11 protein-coding genes are annotated in these 12,346 nt (G+C 65.0%); 7 read left to right on the forward strand and 4 right to left on the reverse strand.

Going from position 1 to position 12,346, the window contains the following annotated elements; all coding sequences use genetic code 11:
- Positions 1 to 18 precede the first annotated feature (18 nt).
- The 4 genes from E5221_RS09245 to E5221_RS09260 are packed head-to-tail and all read left to right on the forward strand — an operon-like array spanning position 19 to position 3,525.
- The gene (locus E5221_RS09245) at positions 19 to 432 is read left to right on the forward strand and encodes a cupin domain-containing protein (RefSeq protein WP_003260184.1); all 414 of its coding nucleotides are present in this window, start codon (positions 19 to 21) and stop codon (positions 430 to 432) included.
- Positions 433 to 489: 57 nt separating this feature from the next.
- Complete coding sequence (locus E5221_RS09250) at positions 490 to 1,563, forward strand: HlyD family secretion protein (RefSeq protein ID WP_039614514.1); 1,074 nt, start codon at positions 490 to 492, stop codon at positions 1,561 to 1,563.
- Positions 1,560 to 3,182, forward strand: a complete 1,623-nt coding sequence (locus tag E5221_RS09255) for an MFS transporter (protein WP_247847189.1) — start codon at positions 1,560 to 1,562, stop codon at positions 3,180 to 3,182. The genes E5221_RS09250 and E5221_RS09255 overlap by 4 nt, the downstream gene beginning before the upstream one ends.
- Before the next feature lie 46 nt (positions 3,183 to 3,228).
- Positions 3,229 to 3,525, forward strand: coding sequence for a DUF3144 domain-containing protein (locus E5221_RS09260; protein ID WP_015269483.1), 297 nt, complete (start codon positions 3,229 to 3,231; stop codon positions 3,523 to 3,525).
- A 148-nt stretch (positions 3,526 to 3,673) separates the two neighbouring features.
- Here the strand turns inward: E5221_RS09260 and soxR are convergent, their stop codons facing one another.
- The gene (gene soxR / locus E5221_RS09265; RefSeq protein ID WP_039614512.1) at positions 3,674 to 4,129 is read right to left on the reverse strand and encodes a redox-sensitive transcriptional activator SoxR; all 456 of its coding nucleotides are present in this window, start codon (positions 4,127 to 4,129) and stop codon (positions 3,674 to 3,676) included.
- Positions 4,130 to 4,214: 85 nt separating this feature from the next.
- On the opposite strand from soxR, the gene E5221_RS09270 reads away from it, so the two are divergent.
- Together E5221_RS09270 and E5221_RS09275 are read left to right on the forward strand one after the other, a co-directional pair.
- On the forward strand, positions 4,215 to 5,312 hold the full coding sequence (locus tag E5221_RS09270; RefSeq protein ID WP_247847191.1) for an efflux RND transporter periplasmic adaptor subunit: 1,098 nt from the start codon (positions 4,215 to 4,217) through the stop codon (positions 5,310 to 5,312).
- Positions 5,309 to 8,389: a MexW/MexI family multidrug efflux RND transporter permease subunit gene (locus tag E5221_RS09275; protein WP_247847192.1), complete on the forward strand. Its 3,081-nt coding sequence runs from the start codon at positions 5,309 to 5,311 to the stop codon at positions 8,387 to 8,389. Before E5221_RS09270 ends, E5221_RS09275 begins: the two co-directional genes overlap by 4 nt.
- 67 nt (positions 8,390 to 8,456) lie before the next feature.
- On the opposite strand, the gene E5221_RS09280 is transcribed toward E5221_RS09275, so the two are convergent.
- The 3 genes from E5221_RS09280 to lysA form a co-directional block, all read right to left on the reverse strand.
- Positions 8,457 to 9,194 carry a GntR family transcriptional regulator gene (locus E5221_RS09280; protein ID WP_247847194.1) on the reverse strand — a complete coding sequence of 246 codons (738 nt, stop codon included), beginning with the start codon at positions 9,192 to 9,194 and terminating at the stop codon, positions 8,457 to 8,459.
- A gap of 59 nt (positions 9,195 to 9,253) precedes the next feature.
- Entirely contained in the window at positions 9,254 to 9,697 is a 444-nt protein-coding gene (locus E5221_RS09285) for an acetyltransferase (protein WP_061552300.1), read from the reverse strand.
- A gap of 346 nt (positions 9,698 to 10,043) precedes the next feature.
- The gene (lysA, locus tag E5221_RS09290; RefSeq protein ID WP_061552299.1) at positions 10,044 to 11,276 is read right to left on the reverse strand and encodes a diaminopimelate decarboxylase; all 1,233 of its coding nucleotides are present in this window, start codon (positions 11,274 to 11,276) and stop codon (positions 10,044 to 10,046) included.
- Positions 11,277 to 11,400: 124 nt separating this feature from the next.
- Here lysA and E5221_RS09295 point away from each other — a divergent pair, with 124 nt between their 5' ends.
- The gene (locus tag E5221_RS09295; protein ID WP_247847196.1) at positions 11,401 to 12,306 is read left to right on the forward strand and encodes a LysR family transcriptional regulator; all 906 of its coding nucleotides are present in this window, start codon (positions 11,401 to 11,403) and stop codon (positions 12,304 to 12,306) included.
- Positions 12,307 to 12,346 lie beyond the last annotated feature (40 nt).

Genomic DNA, 12,346 nt, shown 5'->3' on the forward strand with positions numbered 1-12,346 from the left:
AACCGAAGGAGCATCACCATGTTCAGCCGCCCCCTCCTGGCCGCCGCGTTCACCGTGCTGGCCATAACCCCGGTAATCGCCGCCGAGCGGCCAGTCAGCAAAGTCACCGTGGTCTTCGACAGACCACTGCCCAACGTGCCAGGCAAAAGCATGCGCGGAGTGATCGTCGACTACGCCCCCGGGGCCGCGTCGCCCGCGCATCGGCATCCGAAATCCGCATTCATCTATGCCACGGTGCTGGAAGGCGAAGTGCGCAGCAGCGTCAATGGCGAGCCAGCCAAGGTCTACAAACCTGGCGAAAACTGGTACGAGGCACCGGGCGCTTTCCATGGCGTCAGTGCCAACGCCAGCGACAGCAAGCCGGCCAAGCTGATGGCCGTGTTCGTGCTCGACAGCAATGAGACGGTACTGGTCACGCCGAGCGAGAAGTAGGCCTTCGGCCCTGTTGGCAGTGCCATGCCACCAGGGCCGAATACAGGACAACGCATCATGAACACACATGAACCTGAGCAGGCCCGCGCGGCGGTGATGCCGCAGCCTGCACGGATGAAGATAGTGGGCGTCGTGCTGTGCGTGGCAGCGATACTGTTGCTGGCTGTGGGCTGGCTGACGTTGCGCTCTGCTGACGCCGCCTTTACCGACAACGCCTATGTGCGTGGAGATGTAACGTCGCTGGCGGCCAAGGTGTCGGGTTACGTGACGGCGGTGGAGGTCGGGGACAATCAGCAGGTCAGAGCCGGTGACGTGTTGTTCCGTATCGATGACCGCGACTACCGTGCGCACCTGGCCCAGGCGCAGGCCAACCTGAAGGCTGCCGAGGCGCGTCTTGGCGATGTCGACGCTCAGACACGCCTGCAGCAGGCGCAGGTCCGCCAGGCCGAGGCGCAGCGCCAGTCGGCCCAGGCCGAGCGGCAGCTGGCCAGCAAAACCCACGAGCGCAGCCGCAAGCTGATTCAGTACAGTGCAATCAGCCAGGCCTTGGTCGATCAGACCGACGCCGCCCGAAGCAGCGCCGAGGCCGCGCTGAAAGCTGCGGCGGCGACACTCGATGCTCAGCGTCAGCGTATCGCCGTGCTGGATGCCCAGCGCGAGGCGGCCGTGGCGGCTATCGCCCAGGCCAGGGCCGCGCGCGACCTGGCGCTGATCGAGCTTGAACATACCGTGGTGCGGGCGCCGGTTGCCGGAGTGATTGGTAATCGCCAGGTACGGGTCGGACGATTCGTTATGCCGGGTGCTGCCTTGCTCGATCTGGTCACGGTCGACGGGGTATGGATCGTGGCCAACTTCAAGGAAACCCAACTGGAGCAAATCCAGCCTGGGCAGCGGGCACGGGTCACCCTGGATGGCTACCCGCAGGACAGCCTCGAAGGCGTGGTAGACAGCTTCGCACCTGGCAGCGGCGCGGCGTTCAGCCTGTTGCCGCCGGACAACGCAACGGGCAATTTCGTGCGTGTGGTGCAGCGGGTGCCGGTGAAGATTCGCCTGGCCCACAACCCGTTGCCCGGGCGCATCGTGCCGGGGCTGTCGGCGCGAGTGCGGATCGAGGTCGGAGGTGGCTCGTGAGCACCCGGAAGGTGGGCGTCAGGTGGCTTAAAGGGTGGCTGCTGGTTGCTGGCATCGTACTGGCTGCGCTCACCGACGCCATCGCCAGCAGCGTGCTGGCGATAGGGCGCAACGACATCATGGGCGATACCCATGCCACGCCGGATGAATTCGCCTGGCTGGACGTTGCTTACACCGCCTGCAAATTGGCAGGGTTCCTGTTCGCGCCCTGGCTGCTGGGCAGGCTGCCACCGCGCGCGGTGATCATCGGAGCGACCCTGGCCATGGGGTTGGCCTGTGTCGGTGCGGCGCAATTGGTGAGCATCGAGCTACTGGTGGCTTTGCGCGCCTGCCAAGGCCTGGCAGGCGGTGTATTGCTGGTGGCGGGGCAGACACTGATCTTTCTTGCCTGCCCGCGGCGGCAGCAGCCGGTCTTGCAAGGCTTGTTCGCCATTGGCGCGGTGGTCGCGCCAGCGGCACTCACGCCGTCGATGCAGGGGTGGTTGATCGATAGCCAGGATTGGACCTGGATATTTCTCAGCGTTGCGCCGCTGACCTTGGCGGCGACCGGCCTGTTGCTGCTGGTCGAGCTGCCTGCCCATGGCCTGCCAGGCCGGCGGTGCTTCGATTGGCCGGGCTGGGTACTGGCGGCCACCGCGTTGCTGTGCCTGACCTACCTCCTGACCCAGGGCAGCCGCTGGGATTGGTTCGAGACAGCACACATGTGCTGGGCCGGTGTGGTCGGTGGCGCGGCGTTGTTGCTGTTGCTTGGCCAGCAACTGACGGGTAATGGGCAGGGGTTGCTGGACTTCAGTCTGTTCCGGTCGAGTGATTTCACCTTCGCCTTCATTGTCAGCTTCGTTGCTGGCGCGGCATTGTTCGGCAGCGCCTTTGTGATACCGGCTTTTGCCTTGTCCATGCTGGGTTTCACCGCCACCGACGCCGGCCTGTTGCTTCTACCCAGTGGCGTGGTGTTCATCGCCGTGCTGCTGGGGGTGGCGTACCTGATCCAGGTGCGTGGTATCGCGCCTTTTGCCACTGTGCCGTTTGGCATCCTGGCAATCATGGCGGCGATGTGGATGCTTTCGGGCTCGACCCGCGAGAGTGGCATGCACGACATGATGGCCGCGGTCATGCTGCGCGGTGCCGGGCTGGGGTTGCTGTTTCTGTCGCTGACTCTGATTGCCTTTGGCAGGCTGGGCCGGCACAGAGTGGCCAGCGGTATCGGACTTTTCAATACCGGGCGGCAGGTGGGTGGGCTTTTGGGGGTGGCAGGATTGCAGACGCTGCTCGACCAGCATGGCGTGCTCAATGCCCAGACGCTTGGTGTGCATGTGAGCACAGGCGCGACGGCGGTAAATGAACGGCTTGATTCGGTGACGTCGATGTTGCGGCTTGAGGGTATTGACCCGCCGGCAGCTGGACGAGTGGCCATGAGCCTGTTGTCGCAGGCAGTGACGGGGCAAGGGGCGGTGATCGCCTTCGACACGGCGTTCATCGCTGTGGCGGTGCTGTTCGCCGTGGCAGCGCCGCTGCTGGTGTGCATCAAGTTGCTGTTGGCGCGCATGGCCGGGAAACAGGACGCCGGGCAATCTCATGAAGGTGAGTTGCCGGTTTCACGTCGTGAGCTTTCGCTGTAAAACGGCGCTGTGCCTAATTTGAATGCAGCAACAAGGTAAAACCGCAATGACACAAGCTACCGATCAGGCTTTTTACGACCGCGCGGATGCGCATATCGAACTGGCGAACCAGCAGATCGAGAAAATCGAAGACCTGGGCAAGGTCAGCGCCTCACTGACCTTCGGCGCCTCGCGCTTCAATGCCTGGATGAGCGCCCGCAGTTTCAAGACCAGTGCGGAACTGGCTGCCGCGCGGGAGGAGCTGTTGAAGTATTTCTGCGAGCAGTACCGGATGATGCTCGAGGACAACCTGGACGAGCACATCGAGCATTTCGACCGGTATGTGCTGGGCAAAGGCGACTGAGCCATGGGAATAGATGGCTCATCGATTTAGCGGGTAATTGTAGGAGCAGCCTTGTGCTGCGAAGAGGCCAGTAATGACAATGCGTATCTGTTGCCTGTACCGGCCTCTTCGCAGCACAAGGCTGCTCCTACAAAGTGGAGTGCATGCCTTATCGGGCCTTCTTCTCCAGAATCCGCGGCCCGGTACCTTCCTTGCCCAGCACATCCTCGGGGTTGCGCAGTGGGCAATCTTCCAGCGACAGGCAGCCGCAACCAATGCAGTTGTCCAGGCTGTCGCGCAACGCTTCCAGGGTGCGGATGCGGGCGTTCAGGTCTTCGCGCCAGGCGGTCGACATCTCGCCCCATTGCGCTGCCGTGAGCTTGCTGTTGGGCGCATAGCGGCTGAAGGCCTGCTTGATCTCGTCAAGCGGAATACCCGTGCGCTGCGCCACCTTGATGATAGCCAGCGTGCGCAGAACCAGTGAAGGATAGCGGCGCTGGTTACCCGCCGTACGGACGCTGGCGATCAGCCCCTTGGTCTCGTAGAAGTGCAGCGCAGAAACCGCCACGCCGCTGCGTTTGGCCACTTCCCCTACCGTTAGCATCCGTGTGTTGTCCGCTGCCATGCCTGTTGACCTCAAGTTAACTCGAGCTCTTATAGTCCTGCCCGATCTTCCCCGCAACCGCTTTCCCTGATGATCGGAGCACTGCATGAACAAAAGGACGTTACTGGCCTGGGCTGGCGCTGTTGCAGGTGTGCTGGCCGCTGCCTATGCATTGGTCGGAAGTGGCTCGGCGCCGCCGGCTGCGGCGGCATGGCCGGCGACCAAGGTGGCGCTGGCCACGGCCGAGCAAGTGCAGCTGGCACGGCAGAACTTTGCTTCGGGGGAGCTGGAGGCGGTCAACCAGGTACAGGTGGCGGCCGAGACGGCGGGGCGCATCACCCGCATCGCCTTCGAGTCGGGGCAATGGGTGAGTGCAGGGCAATTGCTGGTACAGCTGAACGATGCCCCGGAGCAGGCCCAGCGCGTGCAGTTGCGCGCCAGGCTGCGCAATGCCGAAGTGGTGCTGCAGCGCAGCCGCAAGCTGCGTGCGGTGAACGCCGTGTCACAGGAGTTGCTCGACAATGCGGCCACCGCCGTGGACGTGGCCAGCGGTGAGCTGCTGCATGTCGAGGCGCTGATCGCGCAGAAGGCAATTCGCGCGCCGTTTGCCGGCAAGCTCGGCATTCGCCGGGTGCATCAGGGCCAGTACCTGAGTGCCGGTGAGACCATCGCTAGCCTGGCCGACATCAGCCAGCTGCACGTCAATTTTTCCTTGGGCGAACAAGCCGCCCCCGAAGTGCACGTGGGGCAACTGCTGGCGCTGACGGTGGATGCGGTGCGCGGGCAGGACTTCCAGGCCCGGGTGGTCGCGGTGGACCCGGTGGTGAGCAAGGCGCGCCTGGTGCAGGTGCAGGCGGCCTTGCCGAACCTGGGCGGGGAGTTGCAGCCGGGTATGTACGCCGGCGTGCGCCTGAATGCCGCGCAGCCGTCAAGCGTGCTGGCCGTGCCGGAAACCGCGATCACCTACACCGCCTACGGGCAGACGGTGTTCGTCGCTACCCGGGACCCTGAACAGGGCACCCGGGTCAGCCGGGTGCGGGTGACTACCGGTGAGCGCTGGCAGGGGCGGGTGGAGATCACCTCAGGCCTGGCACCCGGTGACCAGGTGGTGGTTTCCGGCCAGTTGAAACTGAGCGACGGCATGCCGGTCGAGCCAGTGGCTCAGGACAGTCTGCAGGCCAGCCAGGGAGGGCGGGAATCGTGAAGTTCACCGACCTCTTTGTCCGCCGCCCGGTGCTGGCGCTGGTGGTCAGCAGCCTGATCATCCTGTTGGGGCTGTTTGCCATGGGCAAGCTGCCGATCCGACAGTACCCGCTGCTGGAAACTTCCACCATCACCATCAGCACCGAGTACCCGGGCGCCTCTGCCGAGCTGATGCAAGGCTTCGTGACCCAGCCGATCACCCAGGCGGTGTCGTCGGTCGAAGGCATCGACTACCTGTCCTCGTCGTCGCAGCAGGGGCACAGCCTGATCACCTTGCGCATGGTGCTCAACCGCGATTCGACCCAGGCGCTTGCCGAGGCCATGGCCAAGGTCAACCAGGTGCGCTATCGCCTGCCGGAAAAGGCCTACGACCCGGTGGTGGAGCTGTCGGCAGGTGACTCCACGGCGGTGGCCTACGTGGGCTTTGCCAGCGAAACCTTGTCGATACCCGAACTGAGCGATTACCTGTCGCGGGTGGTGGAACCGCAGTTCTCCGGCATCGACGGTGTGGCCAAGGTGCAGTCGTTCGGCGGGCAGCGCCTGGCCATGCGCCTTTGGCTGGACAGCGAACAGATGGCCGGGCGCGGGGTGACGGCCGCCGACGTGGCGCAGGCGGTGCGTGCCAACAACTACCAGGCGACGCCGGGGCAGGTGCGTGGGCAGTACGTGCTGGCCGATATCCAGGTGGACACCGACCTGACCCGGGTCGAGGACTTCCGCGAGCTGATCATCCGCAACGATGGCACCGACCTGGTGCGCCTGCGCGATGTCGGCACTGTCGAGCTGAGCGCGGCGGCCACCCAGACCAGCGCCACCATGAACGGCAAGCCCGCCGTGCACCTGGGGCTGTTCCCCACCCCGACCGGCAACCCGCTGGTGATCGTCGAGGGTATTCGCCAGCTGCTGCCGCAGATCCGTCAGACCCTGCCACCCGGGGTGGAGGTCGCGCTGGCCTACGAGACCGCGCGTTTCATCGACGCCTCGATCGACGAGGTGCTGCGCACCCTGGTGGAGGCCATGCTGATCGTGGTGCTGGTCATCTGGCTGTGCCTGGGTTCGCTGCGCAGCGTGGTGATCGCGGTGGTGGCCATCCCGCTGTCGATGCTCGGTGCGGCGGGCCTGATGCTGCTGTTCGGCTTCAGCCTGAACCTGCTGACTTTGCTGGCGATGGTGCTGGCCATCGGCCTGGTGGTGGACGATGCCATCGTGGTGGTGGAGAACGTGCACCGTCATATCGAAGAGGGCAAGTCGCCGATTGCCGCGGCGCTGGCCGGGGCGCGGGAAATCGCCGGGCCGGTGATCGCCATGACCCTGACCCTGGCCGCCGTATACGCGCCGATCGGCTTGATGGGCGGTCTGACCGGCACGCTGTTCCGTGAGTTTGCCCTGACCCTGGCGGGGGCGGTGATCGTGTCCGGCATCGTCGCGCTCACCCTGTCGCCGGTGATGAGTTCGCTGTTGTTGCAACCCGGCCAGCAGCATGGCGCCATGGCCAACATGGCCGACCGCCTGTTCGGCATGCTGACCGGGGCCTATGGGCGAGTACTTGCCTACGCCCTGTCGCATCGCTGGATCAGTGGTGGTGTGGCGCTTCTGGTGTGCCTGAGCCTGCCTTGGCTATACCTGCTGCCGCAGCGCGAACTGGCCCCGCCCGAGGACCAGGCGGCGGTGCTGACGGCCATCAAGTCGCCGCAGCATGCCAGCCTGGATTATGTGGAGCGCTTTGCCCTGAAGCTGGACCAGGTGATGAAGTCCCTCGCCGAAACCACCGACACCTGGATCATCAACGGCACCGACGGCCCGGCCGCCAGTTTCGGCGGCATCAACCTCAGCGCGTGGCAGGCCCGCGAGCGTTCCGCCGCGCAGGTGCAGGCGCAGTTGCAGCAGGCCGTGGCGGACATCGAGGGCAGCAGCATCTTCGCCTTCCAGGTGGCCTCGCTGCCGGGTTCCAGCGGTGGCTTGCCGGTGCAGATGGTGTTGCGCAGCGCACAGGACTACCCCGAGCTGTACCAGACCATGGAAATGATCAAGCAGCGCGCCCGCGACAGCGGCCTGTTCAGCGTGGTGGACAGCGACCTCGACTACAACAACCCGGTGGTCAAGGTGCGCATCGACCGCGCCAAGGCGGCCAGCCTGGGCATCAGCATGCAGGCCATCGGCGAGTCGCTGGGTGTGCTGGTGGGTGAACAGTACCTCAACCGCTTCGCCCTGTTCGGGCGCTCCTACGACGTGATCCCGCAAAGCATCCAGGACCAGCGCCTGACGCCGGCAGCGCTGAACCGCCAGTACGTGCGCGCCGAAAACGGCACCCTGGTGCCGCTGGCCACGGTGGTGCACCTGGACATCGAAGTGGCGCCCAACCGCTTGCTGCAGTTCGACCAGCAGAACGCCAGTACCCTGCAGGCGATCCCGGCGCCCGGTGTGTCGATGGGTAATGCCGTGGCATTTCTCGAACAGCTTGCCGCCGAACTGCCACCTGGCTTCAGCCATGACTGGCAATCGGAGTCGCGCCAGTACGTGCAGGAGGGCTTTGCCCTGATGTGGGCGTTTCTCGCCGCCCTGGTGGTGATCTACCTGGTGCTGGCCGCGCAGTACGAAAGCCTGGTGGACCCGCTGATCATCCTGGTGACCGTGCCGCTGTCGATCTGCGGTGCGCTGCTGCCGCTGGCGCTGGGCTGGGCCACGCTGAACATCTACACGCAGATCGGCCTGGTGACCCTGATCGGCCTGATCAGCAAGCACGGCATCCTGATGGTGGAGTTCGCCAACGAGATCCAGGTGCGTGACAACCTCGACCGTGCCGCCGCCATCGTCCGCGCCGCGCAGATACGCCTGCGGCCGGTGCTGATGACCACGGCGGCGATGACCTTCGGCGTGCTGCCACTGCTGTTCGCCAGCGGTGCCGGGGCCAACAGCCGCTTTGGCCTGGGGGTAGTGATCGTGTGCGGGATGCTGGTGGGGACCTTGTTTACCCTGTTTGTGCTGCCGACGATCTATGCCTTGCTGGCGCGAGACCATCGGGTGACCACGGTGCGGGGGCAGCAGTTGGTGGAGGCTGAGCGGGTGCTGGACATGTGAGGTAAACCTGGCCACTGCTTACAGGGATCGCGCAAGTTTTGGGATATCGAGCATGGCGCTGGTTTGATCAGCCAGGCGACCGGTCGCGGCGCATCTGGCTAACCAGGGTAAAGCGGTCATCCGGGTGCACCGTCTCGGACACCGCCATCAGGTCGCCGTTTTCCTCGCGGTAATGGCGAATGATCTTCAGCCCCGGTGAGCCTGCCTCGGCCTTCAGCACCCGGGCCATTTCCGCGCTCAGCAACACTGCCCGCACCTGCTGGTCGACCACCGCGATCGCGCGGCCATAGTGCTGCTCGATCAGCCCCGCAATCAGCTGGTCGGGGTGCTCGCGGGCCATCTCGATGACCTCGGCATAGTCGCGCTGCGCGTACACATCGGTCCAGCACAGCGGCGCCGCGTTGTGCACGCGGTCGACACGGATGCTCGACACGCAGAAGTAGTGCTCGCCCGGTACCAGCCCCAGCCGCGCCGCCTCGCTCAGGTCGGCGACGAAGTGGCGCACGTCCTGGATTTCCCGTTGCTGCGTTTCCGCCAGGTGCGCCAGGTCCGCCACGCTGGCCAGTGACTGCGAGTAGCCACCGCGCGGGCTGCTGGCCTCCACCCGGGTGCCTACGCGCTTGCGCCGCGATACCAGCCCTTGGTTGAGCAACTGGTTGATCGCCGCGCGCACCGTGTGTCGGCTCACATCGTACAGGTCGCACAGCTCGAACTCGGTCGGCAGCAGGCTGCCCACCGGGTAGCGGCCGCTGGCGATGCCTTCCATCAAGTCCTTTGCCACGGTGGTATAACGCGTCGGGTTCATACCTTTGGTCTGTCTCGCGAATTTGTATCAGCAGCAGGGGCGCAAAGTCGTCCCGAAAATCAAGCCTGAGCAGGCAAGCTCATATGCAGCAAGGGGAACGGCCGGCCTTCGCCATCCAGCGGTGAGCGGCCGGTCTGGATGAAGCCGTAATGCCGGTAGAACCCCACTGCCTGCGGGTTCTGCTCGTTGACATCGACGCTCATCGCGCTGCGCTTCTGGCGGCCGAAATCAAGCAGCGCGCGGCCTATGCCCTGGCCGTGGCGCTCGGGGGCGACGAAGAGCATTTCCACGTGGTTGCCATTGAAACCGATGAAGCCCAGCGGGCGGTCTTCGGTGTCAACCGCGACCCAGAGCTCGACGGCCTGGAAGTAGACGTCGCGCAATTGCGGCAGCAGTGCGTCGATATCGGACGCTTGCAGAAAGTGGTGCGTGGCGCGCACGGCGCGCAGCCAGATATCGAGCAGTTGCGGGTGGTCTGCAGCGATACTTTGGCGAATGATCATGGAGTCATGCCTGGGCGGTGTATGGCCGGGGAGGCCGGGAGGAAGAAAAAGGGTACCCGGATTGTGTGGGGCAGGGCAATGGATGGTGGGGCAGGTCACCAGCTGATGTGTTGCCCGGGCCGGCCCTTTCGCGGGTAAACCCCCACAAGTAGGCACTGCCCTCGAGCCCGGCGCCGTACCTGTGGGAGGCTTTAGCCGCGAACACCGGCATAGCCGGTGCCATGTACCGCGTTGGATTCTTCGCGGCTAAAGCCGCTCCCACAGGGTACGCGTACCGCTTGCGAATTCAGTTCTCTACGCGGCAGCGCAGCCCAACGCGCTGGGCAATCTGCCTGAAAAACGGTATCTAGATGCCCGCCTCCAGGCCCAGCAAGTCCTGCACCGTCTGCCTGCGGCGAATCATCCGTAGCGCTCCATCCTCGATCAGGAACTCCGGCAGCAACGGCCGGCTGTTGTAGTTCGATGACATCGACGCGCCATAGGCCCCGGCGTCGTGGATCACCAGCAGGTCACCCACCTGCGCCTGGGGCAGGTCGTGCGGGGTCAGTTCCTGGTCATCCTGGGTGAACACATCACCCGACTCGCACAGCGGCCCGGCCACCACGGTCGGCTGCCGTGGGCGGTCAACCGGCTGGCCGTCGGCGTCGAGCAGGGTCATGCGGTGGTAGGCCCCGTACATCGCTGGGCGCATCAGGTCGTTGAAACCGGCGTCGATCATGACGAAGGTATTGCGGCCCACCTGCTTCACGGCGCGTACCTCGGCCACCAGGTAGCCCGATTCCGCCACCAGGAAGCGCCCTGGCTCGATCTCCATGCGCACGGGGTGGCCCAGCATCGCTTCGATTTCCTTGCGGGCCACGGCCCAGGTCCGGGCGTAGCGTTGCAGGTCGACCGGCTTGTCGCTGCTGCGGTACGGGGTGGAAAGCCCGCCGCCAATGGAGAACGCCTCGATGTCCACGCCCAGGCGGCCGATCAGCTCGATCATCGAGCGGGCCACTTGCTCCAGGTGCTGGTAATCCACCCCCGAGCCGATGTGCATGTGCACCCCTACCAGGTGCAGGCCATGGGTTTTCACGCAGGCCAGCGCTTCGCCCAGCTCTTCGTGCCAGATGCCGTGCTTGCTGTTCTCGCCGCCGGTGTTGGTCTTGCGGCTGTGGCCATGGCCGAAGCCGGGGTTGATGCGGATCCACACGCGATGGCCGGGCGAGCGTTCACCCAGTTGGCGCAGCATGTCGATGGAGCCGGCGTTGACTTCGATCTTCGAGGCCACCACCCGCTCCAGGGTCGGTCGGTCCAGCGCGTCGCAGGTCAGCACCACGCCGGCAGGGTCGCCATCCACGCTGGCGCCCGCGGCAAAGGCCCGCTCCATTTCGCCCAGCGACACTGCGTCCAGCACCAGGCCGTGGGCGCGCATCAGGCGCAGCACATGCAGGTTGGGGTTGGCCTTCTGGGCGAAGCGCACGGTTTCGAACACCTTCAGCTGTTCGACACGCTCGGCGATGGTGCCGGCGTCGTAGGCCCACAGCGGCGAGCCGTGCTGGCGGACAGCCTCGGCCAGAAGAGTGAAGGGTGCAGTCATGGTGGCGCTACTCATAAAAGGAAGGCCACGAGAATGAGCCAAAGCAGGAATTCAGAAAAATAGCTATTTTTCTGTCAGCCATTCATATCTGATATGACCATTACCGACTTGCCAGGTGTTGCCCGTGAAACTGTCCGTCCGCCATATCGAAGTGTTCCGCGCCATCATGGCCGCTGGCAGCGTCACCGGTGCGGCGCGCCTGCTGTTCACCTCGCAGCCCACCGTCAGCCGCGAACTGGCGCGGCTGGAGCAGGTAACCGGGCTGAACCTGTTCGAGCGCGAAGGTGGCCGCCTGGTGGCGACGGCCCAGGCGCTGCTGTTGATCGAGGAGGTTGAACGGGCCTACGTAGGGCTGGAGCGCATCGACCGCTTTGCCCAGGCCATCCGCAATTTCGAGCAGGGCCGGCTGGCCATTACCTGCCTGCCGCTGTTTTCCCAGACCTTGCTGCCCAAGGCTTGCCAGCGCTTTCACCAGCAGCACCGGAGCGTGAGCGTGAGTATCCTGGCGCAGGAGTCGCCGTTGCTGGAGGAGTCGCTGGTTGCCCAGCAGCATGACCTGGGCCTGACCGAGGTAGAACAGATACCGCGTGGCGCCTACGGCGAATTGCTGTTCAGCGCCAACATGGTGTGCGTGCTGCCCGACGGGCACCCGTTGCAGGCCAGGGCCGAGCTGGAGCTGAGCGATTTCCACGAGGTCGACTTCATCAACCTGGCCAGCCTGGACACTTACCGGCAGCGCCTGGACCAGCACTTTCGCGCGGCAGGGGTGAACCGCCGCACGGTCATCGAGACCACCAGTGCTGCCTCGGTGTGCGCCATGGTCAGGCAAGGCCTGGGGGTGGCGATCATCAACCCGCTGAGCGGCCTGGAGGCGGCGCAGGGCGGGTTACCGATCCGGCGGTTGCGGGTGTCGGTGCCGTATCAGGTGATGCTGATCAGGCCGGACCACCGGCCGGCGTCGGCGGCGGTGGAGCCGTTTTGCCAGGCGTTGCGGCAACAGGCCCGGGAGATGCAGGCGGCACTGATCTGAAGCCTGGCGCGGCCTTTGTAGGAGCGGCCTTGTGTCGCGA

The sequence above is a fragment of the Pseudomonas sp. A2 genome, from assembly GCF_023100865.1.
GTDB classification, from domain to species: Bacteria; Pseudomonadota; Gammaproteobacteria; order Pseudomonadales; family Pseudomonadaceae; genus Aquipseudomonas; species Aquipseudomonas asiatica.

What these genes read in the sequence shown, in the direction of transcription:
- E5221_RS09245 (WP_003260184.1), top strand. Translation starts at nt 19, where the DNA reads ATGTTCAGCCGCCCCCTCCTGGCCGCCGCGTTCACCGTGCTGGCCATA.
- E5221_RS09250 (WP_039614514.1), top strand. Translation starts at nt 490, where the DNA reads ATGAACACACATGAACCTGAGCAGGCCCGCGCGGCGGTGATGCCGCAG.
- E5221_RS09260 (WP_015269483.1), top strand. Translation starts at nt 3,229, where the DNA reads ATGACACAAGCTACCGATCAGGCTTTTTACGACCGCGCGGATGCGCAT.
- soxR (WP_039614512.1), bottom strand. Translation starts at nt 4,129, where the DNA reads ATGGCAGCGGACAACACACGGATGCTAACGGTAGGGGAAGTGGCCAAA.
- E5221_RS09270 (WP_247847191.1), top strand. Translation starts at nt 4,215, where the DNA reads ATGAACAAAAGGACGTTACTGGCCTGGGCTGGCGCTGTTGCAGGTGTG.
- E5221_RS09280 (WP_247847194.1), bottom strand. Translation starts at nt 9,194, where the DNA reads ATGAACCCGACGCGTTATACCACCGTGGCAAAGGACTTGATGGAAGGC.
- E5221_RS09285 (WP_061552300.1), bottom strand. Translation starts at nt 9,697, where the DNA reads ATGATCATTCGCCAAAGTATCGCTGCAGACCACCCGCAACTGCTCGAT.
- lysA (WP_061552299.1), bottom strand. Translation starts at nt 11,276, where the DNA reads ATGACTGCACCCTTCACTCTTCTGGCCGAGGCTGTCCGCCAGCACGGC.